The sequence below is a fragment of the uncultured Paenalcaligenes sp. genome (assembly GCF_947630565.1).
Lineage (GTDB): Bacteria > Pseudomonadota > Gammaproteobacteria > Burkholderiales > Burkholderiaceae_B > Paenalcaligenes > Paenalcaligenes faecalis.
The window spans coordinates 19,761-30,942 of the sequence record NZ_CANRIC010000022.1 but is presented as its reverse complement, the minus strand read 5'-3'; the positions used below and the strand labels follow the sequence as shown (position 1 = coordinate 30,942).

Below are 11,182 nucleotides of genomic sequence, written 5' to 3'. Positions count from 1 at the left end.
ACAGGACAGTGAAACACCTTAGCGCCGATGATAGTGGGCGTACGCCTGTGAAAGTAGGTCATTGTCAAGCTCTTATACCGAAAACCCCCACTCGTGATCGAGTGGGGGTTTTTTTATGCCTAAAGAAAGTAAACAAGGTAAAATAAGCATTATTAAATGCTATCTGATTATCTTGTTCCAGGAGGAATGCATGACCCAATCTATGATGCCTGAACCGCAATCTGGGTTATCTGCTCGTCAGTTGACCCATTGTTTATATGCTCTGTTTGTGGTGGGCTTGATTGCTGCGCCTGTTTTTGGTTTAGCGACAGCCGCTGCTGTAGTGGTGGCATATTACAAGCGAAGTGATGTGGCTGGTACTGTTTATGCTTCTCATTTTGATTGGTTAATTAAAACCTTTTGGTGGGGTGTGCTTTGGGTTGGCTTAAGCGCATTACTGACGTTAATATTTGTCGGTTGGCTAAGCGGGGCGGTTGCTTTTGTTTGGCTTATCTATCGCTTAGCTAAAGGTTGGTTTGCCTTGTTTGAAAATCAATCGCCTACATTGGATTAAAGAGAAAAAGCATCGTCATTGAACGATGCTTTTTTATTGTATCGCCGTGTAGAAAGCGAGTAGAGGCGTTTATTTAAATACAACGGTGCGTTGACCATTTAAAAAGATGCGATGCTCGACGTGAGCTTTAACGGCTCTAGACAATACCAAAGACTCTACATCACTGCCTACTTGGGTGAGTTCATTAGGACTCATGTCATGGCTTACGCGTTCAATATCTTGCTCGATGATTGGACCTTCGTCTAGATCTTCGGTTACGTAATGGGCTGTGGCACCAATGATTTTCACACCTCTAGCATGAGCTTGATGATAAGGTCGTGCGCCTTTAAAGCTTGGTAGGAAACTATGGTGAATATTAATGGCTCGACCGGATAATGCTCTGCACATCTCTGGTGACAAGATTTGCATATAACGAGCTAAGACAACTAAATCAATGTCTAGATCATCCACAAACTGTAATATCTGCTTTTCTTGGGCTGCTTTAGTTTCTGGTGTAACAGGCAGATGATGGAATGGTACGTTATATGAGGCTGATAACGAGGCATAATCAGCATGGTTAGATAATACGGCAGCAATCTCGATGGGAAGCTGTCCACTATGAGTACGGAATAACAAATCATTAAGGCAGTGGCCCTGACGACTAACTAATAGTAGAACACGCGCCTTTTTTTGAGCATCAAAAATATGCGCATCCATATTATATTTATCTGCAATAGGTGCAAAGTCAGCGCGTAAGCTTTCTGCATCAGTTATTGCGGGTAGGCTAAAGTGAATACGTAGAAAAAAGCGCTCTGTACCGGAGTCTCCGAATTGCTCTGCTTCAACGATGTTACCTTGTTTCTCTAAAAGCCAGCCGGTGACGGTATGTACAATGCCCGTGGTATCAGGGCAGGAAATAGTTAAGATGTAATCGTTCATGTTTTTTTAGATGAAATAAAAAGTGCTAAGCCAAATCAATACAGCTTGATTTGTTGCTTAGCCTTTTATGTACTTTATACAAAGTCTGATTTTAGCTTATTGTGGCAGATACCGTGCATATAAGCCATGCTCAGATCAGAGTCTTTAGGTAAGCCCTAATCCCTAAGGAGCTAGACGTTGTATTTGCCAGGTCTTATCCTGTTTTATATAGAGATAGCGATCATGAAGCCTACAGGTGCGGCCTTGCCAAAACTCAATACGCTCTGGCTGTAAATAATAGCCACCCCAGAACTCCGGGCAGGGTGGGTTGTCACCAAACTCTTTAGCGACTTGGTCACTACGGTTTTCTAGAGCAGCTCGGCTTGTAGGTTGACTCTGAGGTGAGGCTATTGCGCTGATACGAGACGCAAGAGGGCGGCTATTAAAATAGGCGCTTGATTGCTCAGCACTCATTTTTTCTACAGTACCTTCGAGTCGAATTTGACGTTGCAGTGTTGGCCAGAAAAATAAAAGACACGCTTTAGGGTTTTGACGTAGATCTTGGCCTTTACGAGAGTCGTAATTGGTATAAAACTGGACGCCCGTTTCATCAAAACCTTTGAGTAAGACAATCCTGGAGCTAGGCATACCTTCGGCATTGACGGTAGATAAACTCATGGCAGTGGGCTCAGGGGCTTGGAGGCGGATGGCCTCATCAACCCAACGGTCAAAGAGATCACGGGGATGGTCTGTGAGTTGGTGTTCAGGGAGATCAAATTTGTCGTATTCGTTTCGTAGATCGGCTAGGCTCATAACTATAAATGTTGCACTAAAAGTTCGAGTTTAGGATCTGCAATATTGGCATGTTTTAAAGCAGCTGCCGTTTGCAGTACATATTCAATACATGCCCCATTCATACCATGTGCGGTATGGATGACTTCGCGTAGCTGTTCTAGTGGCATAGAGGGCACATACGCATCGGTATGTGGATCAATCACAAAAGCTAAGGCTGATAAAACGGAGCCTTCACTGTGGCAGTCCACCCATTTAGGATTGTACGCGCCGCTGGGCATTTCGCGTTGCCATAATGGCGGAAAAATGGACTTTACCTGATCTGCCGCAACCTTATAGATGACTCCCTCACATATTCCACCTTCATCAAGCGCAAAAACAACGCCGGGGTTTTCAGGTGTGCCTCGATTAATTCTTGACCATAAGCACAGTGACCGATGAAAGCCGTGCAGGGTTGCAGGGCGTTGCTCTAGATATTCAAAATCAGGTCGCCAAATCAAGGAGCCATACGCAAAAAGCCAAAGGTCTGTTGTCTGGTCCCAATGACCTAAGCTTTGTAACATGGACTGATTAAGCTCAGACGCAGTCAGTGTTTTGAAATGTTGTGCAGAAGGTGGAGCAGTAAAAACAGTCATAATCACATGATATTAAGCAAAAATAGTAACATAGCCTATTACACAGAGCAGGCAGCTATGAGCTTATTATTCTAAGTCACATTAGCGCTGAACTGTATGGTTTATAGAGTGGATAAATAGGGAATGTGATGGCTGAGCAGCAATTAAACGCAGAGCGTCGTTTTGGTGGGTTAAATCGATTATATGGTGAGGGCAGTGTCGATATTTTAGGACACGCCCACATTATGATTGCTGGGATTGGTGGTGTAGGCAGCTGGTGCGTAGAGGCATTAGCACGTTCTGGAATCGGAATGTTAACGATCGTAGACATGGATCACATCAGTGAGTCGAATATTAATCGTCAACTACCTGCTCTAGGGTCTACCGTCGGACAGGCCAAAATCGAAGCCATGCAAGAGCGAATTTTGGATATTAATCCATTCTGCCGTGTGCAACTGATTGATGATTTTGTCAGTGCGGATAATATGGAACAGTTAGTTCATTTAGCCCCTGATGTGTTGATTGATTGTACGGATCAGGCCGAGGCAAAAATCACCATGATCTTAGCGGCTAAGCGCCATAACATTCGCTTATTGGTATGTGGGGCAGCGGGCGGTAAACAAAACCCATTAGCATTAAAACGTGGGGACTTATCCTTGAGTACACATGATGCTATGTTAGCTAAGCTACGAGGGCGACTACGCAAAGAGTATGGGTTCGCAAAGCCTAAAGTAGATAAGGTAAAGCCGAGCACGCGTATACCTAAAATGGGGGTAGAGGTTTTTTGGGTAGAGGAGTCGGCCATTATGCCGTCAGCGTGGCAGCAGGGTAACACCGGGCCTCAAGGCTTATCTTGTGCTGGCTATGGCTCTAGTGTAACGGTCACGGCCCCTATGGGCTTTGCTGCAGCACAGGCCGCGATTGATTATGTATTAAAAAAATCAAAAGTGGTCTAAACGAGCATCTAACCAACCACGTAGAGCATTAGAAATCCGAATGCGGGGGGCATGTAGCAGGTCTTTCTTTGTGATGTCTTCCTCGCTCACCCACCCCTGATCTAAGAGGTATTGTCGTTGCACCCCAGCTAATAGAGGTTGCTTTAACGAAGGAGTGACCCATCGATTATTTTTTAGAATATAAATGTTACTGCGTCCGCCTTCAGTAATTTGTTGATTCTGATCAAAATAAATAACATCAAAGAACGAAGGATGTTGTTGTAGCCACCGTTCGCCTTGCGCCCAGTGCTGTCTTTGCGTGGTTTTATGCTGCAGTAAAATAGCAGGAGCTACAGGGTTAAGAGGGCTGAGCGCAAGTCTGACAGGCTGTGCGGTTTCGGCAAGAGGTTGGCATTGTACGGTGATTTTCCCAGTGCGGCCTAGTGTCAGGCGCAGTCGCTGCGGTTGTGTGTAGCGCCGTAAAAAATAAGGCTGCAATGCCTGCAAAATACTGTTTTGCTGATACGGGTAGCCCAGTGTTCGAGCCGAATACTCCAGTCGTTTGAGGTGTAGGGCCAGTAAAGGCACTAAGCCTGTACGATGCAGTCGCATGGTTTCGATGAGCTCAGTATGTGGATGGATGACGGACAACATGGTTACTCCTCAAACTGAATCTCTGTCCCTAATACGCGCGCTTTCCAAAGGCATTCTTGCCACTCTAGGTCGGGATCAGAGTCAATCACTATTGCGCCTCCGACCCCAAACGTGGCGGTATGCAAATCGGAGTATTCTATTGTGCGAATCGCTACGTTTAATTGAAGATCTCCGTTTGGGGCTAGCCAACCTAGACTGCCACAATACATGCCGCGAGTACGTTGCTCTAGGTCATGAATACATTGCATGGCAGCTATTTTAGGAGTCCCCGTAATTGAACCACACGGGAACAAGGCTTCCATCATAGCTGCGAGCTGTACATTAGGAGCTTGTGCCTCTATGGTTGATGTCATTGTCCAAACGGAAGGATAAGCCTCTAACTCTAATAACTTGCGCACACGTACTGAGCCAGTCGTCGCAATACGACCTAAATCATTACGCAATAAATCCACAATCATGATGTTTTCCGCCACGTCTTTAGCGCTCTGGCGTAAGGTGTGTGCGTTTGCTTCATCAAGGATGGGGTCAGTGTGGCGGGCCATTGTTCCTTTCATGGGTTTAACCAACAAGTGATCTGCTGTTTTACGTAGGAATAACTCAGGGGAAAATGACAGAATATGCCGGTTGCCATCAGAGAGGTAAGCCCCATAGGCCACAGGGTGGGCGTGGGCTAAGGATTGGTATACCTGCTGAGGACTGGCCTCACACTGAATAGCAATAGGGATGGAGTAGTTGACTTGATAGTAGTCTCCTCTTTTAATGCCTTGCTGAATGTGATTGATATGTTCAATGTAGCGTTGACGAGATATGAGCGCTTTGGCATAAAGGGTTGGTTTTGTGGTGGGGGCTTCCCATGGAGTGCTGTGGGTAGCTTGTCGCATGACATAAGCCGATAGAATGGGGCTAGAGCTAGGTTGAGCGTGGGCTAAGCCCAATAAGTGGGCGCCTAGTTCATAGTTAGCGACGAGGGCGATCCAGTAGCCCTGTTGTTGCGCCTGCTGAATCTGCTCCCATGCGGTGGGAAGCTGCTCCGCATGGTAAGCCTTGATCGTGTGAACTAAGCCACTCAATTCTAGAGCGGTGTTGTCTAAGCGGTTTTCAAATCGACAATGCATGGTGGTGTTATTTTCGTTGTAAAAAATCGATCAAAGCCTGACCGGTATGAGATGAAGCCGTATTTTGCACGGTATCAACGGTCCCTTCAACTACCAACTGACCACCATCTATACCTCCTTCGGGGCCCATGTCTACGATCCAATCTGCCTCAGCGATTAGGTCTAAGTTATGTTCAATAACGACGACGCTTTGCTGCGCATCTGTGAGGCGATGAATCACTCGTAATAATTTTTCTACGTCCGCTATGGCTAATCCAACCGTTGGCTCATCGAGCACATAAAGCGTGTGTGGTTGTTGAGAAGCACGCCCTGTTTTAGTCAACCCCTCATCAAGACGAACTTTACTGAGTTCAGAAACGAGCTTAATACGTTGTGCCTCGCCGCCTGATAGCGTAGGCGAGGGTTGGCCTAGCGTTAAATACCCTAAGCCTACGTCTTGCAGCAGTTTAAGCGGTCGTAAAATACGAGGGTGAGAAGCAAAGTACTCTACGGCATCATCCACTTCCATTTGCAGGACATCACCGATATTTTTACCTTGCCAGAAAATGGACAAGGTATCGTTGTTGAATCGTTTACCGTGACAGCTTTCGCAAGGGATTTTAATGTCTGGAAGAAAGCTCATTTCAAAGGTAACCATACCTTGTCCTCCACACTCAGTACAGCGTCCATCACCGGTATTGAATGAAAAGCGAGAGGCATTCCAGCCACGAATTTTTGCATCGCGCGTTTGCGCAAATAGTTTCCGTATATCGTCCCAAAAACCGATATAGGTTGCAGGACAAGAGCGCGGCGTTTTACCTATAGGGGTTTGATCGACCTCTAAGACGCGGTCTATGTTTTCCCATCCAGAAATGTCTTGGCAATGTTGCCAGAGATAGTCGGTGGGAGCGCGTAATTTTTGCTTTAAATTTTCTAGAAGAACTTCTCTAGCTAAGGTTGATTTCCCAGAGCCAGAAACGCCCGTGATTGCACTAAAACGCTGCAGAGGAATATGCGCATCGACCTGATGGAGATTATGTAAGGATGCTCCGTGAATATGAAGTTGAGTGACAGAGTCATCAATAGGGCGGTAGGCTTGCATGGGATGCACGATGGGGTGTTTCAAATAGCGACCTGTTAAGGAATTTGGGTTATCCATAATTTGCGCTAATGAGCCTTGAGCCACGACTTGGCCTCCACGCGTACCCGCACCTGGACCAATGTCAATAATGTGCTTGGCCTGACGTATTGTGTCTTCGTCATGCTCTACCACGACTAAGGTGTTGCCATTGCCTTCTAGGCGTTGTAGAGCCTTGAGTAAGATACGATTATCACGAGGGTGTAGCCCAATGGTAGGCTCATCTAAAATATAGCAAACACCCTGTAAGTTTGAGCCAAGCTGGGCCGCGAGTCGAATGCGTTGTGCTTCGCCTCCTGACAACGTGGGGGCAGCTCTATCTAAACCTAAATAGCCCAAGCCTACTTCTTGCATAAAGCGTAGGCGATTATGAATTTCCGTAAAAATGTCTCGGGCAATGTCTTTTTCACGCGAACTAAGGTGTAGCGTATCAAAGAAAGCGCTTGCATCATTAATCGAGAAAGCGGAGAGTTCGGCAATCCCTGTTTGATGCCATCTAAAAGCGAGAGCGACTGGATTTAATCGTTGACCTTGGCAGCTAGGGCAGGTTGTTGAGTGGGCTGGAGTCTTGTCCTCGTCTGTAGCCAGCCATTTGGATTCTTCACCACTTTGCTCCGCATCAAAGCCAGCAATGACAGAGCCGGTACCAAAGCAACTGTGGCACCAGCCATGCTTCGAATTATAGGAAAAAAGGCGGGGGTCTGGTTCAGGGAAACTGCATCCACAACTGGGGCAGGCCCTAGCGGTGGAAAGTTTTAACTCGTCATGCTCAGTAACGACTACTAGGCTTTGGTGACCATGTTCTAATGCTTGCTGGACGGCATCACGTAGTTGCTTTTCTTTTTTTGAGTCTACCTTAAAGTCAGCGATCGGTAACTCAATGTTATGTTCTTTGTAGCGGTCTAAGCGTGGCCATTGGTCTGTGGGGACCAGCGTCTGATCCACGCGTAGGTGACTATAGCCTTTAGCATGAGCCCACTTAGCTAAGTCGGTGTAATACCCTTTTCTAGCAACAATCAAGGGGGCGTAGATGGCAACCTGTTGATTTTTGTAATCACGTAATAACTGGGCGGTAATTTGTTCGGGACTTTGTGGTTCTACGGGGACTTGGCAGCTAGGGCACATTTGAGTCCCTAGTTTGACATACAGTAATCGTAAAAAATGGTGGATCTCGGTCATGGTGGCGACCGTAGATTTATAGCCGCCTCGGCTAGTGCGTTGTTCAATAGCAACCGTAGGAGGGATACCATAAATGGCATCTACGTCCGGCTGACCAGCGGGTTGCACAATAGAGCGGGCATAGGCATTGAGAGACTCTAAGTAACGGCGTTGGCCCTCATTAAATAGAATATCAAACGCTAAGGTGGATTTGCCAGAGCCAGAGACGCCTGTGATAACCGTAAAGGTGTCGCGAGGAATACGGACTTGTATGTTTTTTAAATTATGCTCACGCGCATTAAGAATATGAATAGCGTTGTCATCAGTCGGGTTTGTGATGGCGTAGCTTACGCTGGGCTCGGCTAGTTGCTGCACATCTGCACCTACAATGTGATCTTGATACTGCAGTAGAGCTTGTCCTGTTAGTGATTGGGCTTGTTGCATAATATCGAGGGGGCTACCAGTAGCGACAATAGAGCCACCGGCATCACCCCCAGTTGGACCTAGATCGATAACCCAGTCCGCAGTACGAACTACATCTAAGTTATGCTCAATGACGATTAATGAGTGTCCTGCTGCCAGCAGTTTTCTGAAGGCCTGCATGAGTTTGGCAATATCATCAAAATGTAGCCCAGTGGTGGGCTCGTCAAATAAGAATAGTTTGCCTTTTTTGGCGACTTTAGCAGTGGCTAAACGGCTCTTTGATGCTTCTGCTAAATAACCGGCCAGTTTTAAGCGTTGCGCCTCCCCACCGGATAGCGTGGGCACGGGTTGCCCTAAGGTCAGATAATCTAAGCCCACATCAGCGAGAGGAGCCAATCCACGTTGTACGTCATGTAAACCAGCAAAAAACGCCAGAGCCTCGTTGACGGTCATATCGAGGACCTCGTCAATAGAGGCACTACGGCCTAGATGTTCAATGCGGACCTCTAAAATTTCGGGTCTAAAACGCGTGCCGTTACAGTCGGGACAACGGAGGTAGACATCAGATAAAAACTGCATTTCTATGTGTTCAAATCCGGTACCTCCACAGCTGGGACAACGTCCATCACCACTATTAAAGCTAAAAGTGCCAGGCTTATAGTCTCGCTCTATAGCTAAAGGGGCGCGAGCAAAGAGCTTACGAATGGCATCAAAAGCTCCTACGTAGCTTGCGGGGTTGGATCTAGCCGTGCGTCCAATTTGGGATTGATCGACCATGACGACCTCGGCGAGTTGCTCTGCACCTAGTAAGGCGTCAAACTCTCCCGGCGCTTCTGTTGCCTCACCAAAGTGTTTGCGTAGGGCGGGATATAACACATCTTGGATTAAGGTGGATTTACCTGAGCCCGATACTCCTGTTACGCAGACTAACCGTTGAAGCGGAAAAGAGACTTCGATATTTTTTAAATTGTGAGCACGTACCCCTTGTAATAGCAGGCGCGGGGTGTGGGCAGTTACTGTTTGCGCTAACGGGGCGGCAATCGTTTTTCTGCCACTTAGGTAATCACCAGTCAGGGTGGGGGCATCTCGTAATTGATGGGGGGCGCCATCAAACGTAATTTGGCCGCCTTTTTCTCCCGGACCAGGGCCTATATCTAAAATTCGGTCTGCTGCAACCATGACTTGAGGATCGTGCTCGACCACAACCAAGGTATTTCCATTGTGACGTAGGCGTTGCATGATCTGCACAATGCGATGCATGTCGTGGGGGTGTAGCCCAATAGACGGTTCATCAAGTACAAACAGAGTATTGACTAATGAGGTACCAAGAGCAGTAGTAAGGTTGATACGCTGCACCTCGCCACCTGATAAGGTACGACTTTGGCGGTCTAATGATAAGTAGCCCAACCCCACTTCACAGAGGAAATTAAGACGCGTATTGATCTCGTTGCGTAATAACTGTGTGGCTGCATTGAGCTCTCCATCAAACACTAAGGTGGCAAAGAAATCACGTACAGAGTCAATCGGAAGCCGCATTAAGTCATGAATATGAAAACCAGGCATAGCCGCTAATTGGGCTTGAGTCCACTGGGTATTGACAGGCATAAAGCGTGTATAAGAGCCGTTATCGTCAATGGCACTATGTTGTCCTAAGCGCCACAGCAAAGCCTCTGGCTTTAAGCGTGAACCTAAACAGGTGGGGCAAGTATTGTAGCTACGGTATTTGGATAACATGACTCGCACATGCATTTTGTAGGCACGTGACTCCTGCCAGTCAAAATAACGTTGTATTCCATACCACTGGGTTTTCCACGCCCGAGTTCCCCCTTTAAAGTCGGGGGCGCCTTGAATAACCCACGCCTGTTCTTCAGCACTTAACGCTTTCCAGGGGGCGGCCAGTCGAATGCCGGCTTCTTTAGCAAAGCGCTCTAGGTCTTTTTGATGCACCTTATTTGATTCGGTTTGCCAAGGCTTAATCGCCCCTTCGAGTAGGCTTTTATTTTCATCTGGAATCACCAGGCCGTAATCAATGCCCATCACCCGCCCAAAGCCTTTACAGCTCTCACAGGCTCCTAGAGGAGAATTAAAGGAGAAAGTGCTTGGTTGAGGTGTGTTGTAGTCAATATCGCACGTGGCGCAATGTAAGCCCGCACTAAAATTCCATTGCGTTTCATTTTTTTCATCATCTAGAGCAAAAACGCTCAGGTGACCATGCCCATAATGCAGTGCGGCATCTAAGGCCTCCATCAGACGAGCAGGCTCTGCTTTGCTGAGTCGGAAGCGGTCTTGAATGACGTAAAGACGCTGTGAGGTTTCTTTTTTGCTATTTTTTTTGGGGTTTTGTGCCGACTCGTGTAAACGTGTATAGCCTTGTTGCTCTAGGAATTGCTGAATTTCATCGGTGCTGAAGTTGCTCGGCACATCAATGGCAAAGGTCAACACCAAGCGTGGGTCATCATGAGAGCAACGCTCTCTGAGTTGTGAGGCAATGCGTTGGGCGTCTTCGTGATGAATGTGTTGACCACATTTTCGACAATGCAGATGACTAAGTCGTGCGTAGAGCAGTTTAAGGTAATCGTTGAGCTCAGTCATTGTGCCTACGGAGCTGCGTGAGTTACGCACAGGATTGACTTGATCTATTGCGATGGCGGGGAGAATTCCTTCGATTTTATCGACCTGCGGCTTATCCATACGGTCTAAAAATTGACGAGCGTAGGGGGAAAACGTCTCCACATAGCGACGCTGACCTTCGGCATAAAGGGTGTCAAAGGCTAAGGATGACTTACCTGATCCAGAGACGCCGGTTAATACCGTAATTTTTCCAGTATCAAAGCTGACATCGAGGTTTTTTAAATTGTTTTGGCGAGCACCAAAGATGCGAATTTGAGAGGTCATAGAGTCACTAAAGGGAAAGCAATGGCAAT

The 11,182-nt window shown here is 47.0% G+C and carries 8 protein-coding genes; 2 read left to right on the top strand and 6 right to left on the bottom strand.

The window, feature by feature from the left end; translation table 11 throughout:
- Positions 1-190: 190 nt before the first annotated feature.
- The gene (locus Q0Z62_RS06035; RefSeq protein ID WP_269901363.1) at positions 191-553 is read left to right on the top strand and encodes a hypothetical protein; all 363 of its coding nucleotides are present in this window, start codon (positions 191-193) and stop codon (positions 551-553) included.
- A gap of 69 nt (positions 554-622) precedes the next feature.
- Here Q0Z62_RS06035 and purU read toward each other — a convergent pair whose 3' ends face one another.
- The 3 genes from purU to Q0Z62_RS06020 form a co-directional block, all read right to left on the bottom strand.
- Positions 623-1,471, bottom strand: coding sequence for a formyltetrahydrofolate deformylase (purU, locus tag Q0Z62_RS06030; RefSeq protein WP_269901364.1), 849 nt, complete (start codon positions 1,469-1,471; stop codon positions 623-625).
- A 162-nt stretch (positions 1,472-1,633) separates the two neighbouring features.
- Positions 1,634-2,263 (bottom strand): pyridoxamine 5'-phosphate oxidase, encoded by a 630-nt coding sequence (pdxH, locus tag Q0Z62_RS06025; RefSeq protein WP_269901365.1) that lies wholly within the window; start codon positions 2,261-2,263, stop codon positions 1,634-1,636.
- A 2-nt stretch (positions 2,264-2,265) separates the two neighbouring features.
- Entirely contained in the window at positions 2,266-2,877 is a 612-nt protein-coding gene (locus Q0Z62_RS06020) for a gamma-glutamylcyclotransferase (RefSeq protein WP_298052127.1), read from the bottom strand.
- Between the two features lie 128 nt (positions 2,878-3,005).
- On the opposite strand from Q0Z62_RS06020, the gene Q0Z62_RS06015 reads away from it, so the two are divergent.
- A complete protein-coding gene (locus Q0Z62_RS06015; protein WP_298052122.1) occupies positions 3,006-3,812 on the top strand; it encodes a tRNA threonylcarbamoyladenosine dehydratase in 807 nt (268 codons plus the stop codon).
- Here Q0Z62_RS06015 and Q0Z62_RS06010 read toward each other — a convergent pair.
- The 3 genes from Q0Z62_RS06010 to uvrA are packed head-to-tail and all read right to left on the bottom strand — an operon-like array spanning position 3,798 to position 11,153.
- On the bottom strand, positions 3,798-4,445 hold the full coding sequence (locus Q0Z62_RS06010) for an aminotransferase class IV (RefSeq protein WP_298052118.1): 648 nt from the start codon (positions 4,443-4,445) through the stop codon (positions 3,798-3,800). The genes Q0Z62_RS06015 and Q0Z62_RS06010 overlap by 15 nt on opposite strands.
- A gap of 2 nt (positions 4,446-4,447) precedes the next feature.
- A complete protein-coding gene (gene pabB / locus Q0Z62_RS06005; RefSeq protein WP_298052115.1) occupies positions 4,448-5,560 on the bottom strand; it encodes an aminodeoxychorismate synthase component I in 1,113 nt (370 codons plus the stop codon).
- Between the two features lie 7 nt (positions 5,561-5,567).
- Positions 5,568-11,153 (bottom strand): excinuclease ABC subunit UvrA, encoded by a 5,586-nt coding sequence (gene uvrA, locus Q0Z62_RS06000; protein ID WP_298052113.1) that lies wholly within the window; start codon positions 11,151-11,153, stop codon positions 5,568-5,570.
- Positions 11,154-11,182 lie beyond the last annotated feature (29 nt).

What these genes read in the sequence shown, in the direction of transcription:
- Q0Z62_RS06020 (WP_298052127.1), bottom strand. Translation starts at nt 2,877, where the DNA reads ATGACTGTTTTTACTGCTCCACCTTCTGCACAACATTTCAAAACACTG.
- Q0Z62_RS06010 (WP_298052118.1), bottom strand. Translation starts at nt 4,445, where the DNA reads ATGTTGTCCGTCATCCATCCACATACTGAGCTCATCGAAACCATGCGA.
- Q0Z62_RS06035 (WP_269901363.1), top strand. Translation starts at nt 191, where the DNA reads ATGACCCAATCTATGATGCCTGAACCGCAATCTGGGTTATCTGCTCGT.
- uvrA (WP_298052113.1), bottom strand. Translation starts at nt 11,153, where the DNA reads ATGACCTCTCAAATTCGCATCTTTGGTGCTCGCCAAAACAATTTAAAA.
- pdxH (WP_269901365.1), bottom strand. Translation starts at nt 2,263, where the DNA reads ATGAGCCTAGCCGATCTACGAAACGAATACGACAAATTTGATCTCCCT.
- pabB (WP_298052115.1), bottom strand. Translation starts at nt 5,560, where the DNA reads ATGCATTGTCGATTTGAAAACCGCTTAGACAACACCGCTCTAGAATTG.
- Q0Z62_RS06015 (WP_298052122.1), top strand. Translation starts at nt 3,006, where the DNA reads ATGGCTGAGCAGCAATTAAACGCAGAGCGTCGTTTTGGTGGGTTAAAT.
- purU (WP_269901364.1), bottom strand. Translation starts at nt 1,471, where the DNA reads ATGAACGATTACATCTTAACTATTTCCTGCCCTGATACCACGGGCATT.